Consider the following 416-nt stretch of genomic DNA (forward strand, 5'->3'; position numbering starts at 1 on the left):
GTCGAGAAGCAGATCGCCGACCAGGCCCGCGCCCACGGCATCCCCGAGGAACGCGTCGTGGCCGAGGTGCTGCTCCAGGACAGTGCCGTCAAGCGCCTGATCGAACCGGGGGAGGTCGCCCAGGCGGTCGCCTACCTCTGCGGCCCGCAGGCGTCGTTCGTCACCGGCACCTCGTTGGTCCTGGACGGCGGCTGGACCGCGCACTAGACCCGACACCGACCGCGGCCGGCCGTCGGCCGGCGGAGTTTTCCACAGGGCTGACGGGGCGGCCGCCGGATGAGGAATCCTGAGACCCATGCCCCGCGATCACCTGCAGTCCGCCGAACGGTCCGCCTCCGCCGCCGGCACGCCGGCCCGGACCCGCCCCGACGCCGGCCGGCCCGCCGCCGACGGCGCCGAGGCGCCGTTCCTGGAGC

The 416-nt window shown here is 75.2% G+C and carries 1 protein-coding gene; it reads left to right on the top strand.

The genetic code is table 11. The features are described 5' to 3' along the window. Positions 1-207 (top strand): SDR family oxidoreductase (locus LPA54_RS40265; protein WP_228985384.1); only part of this gene is annotated, 207 nt, incomplete at its 5' end. Between the last annotated feature and the right edge of the window lie 209 nt (positions 208-416).

The organism is Streptomyces sp. DH12 (assembly GCF_020873895.1).
Classification (GTDB): Bacteria; Actinomycetota; Actinomycetes; order Streptomycetales; family Streptomycetaceae; genus Streptomyces.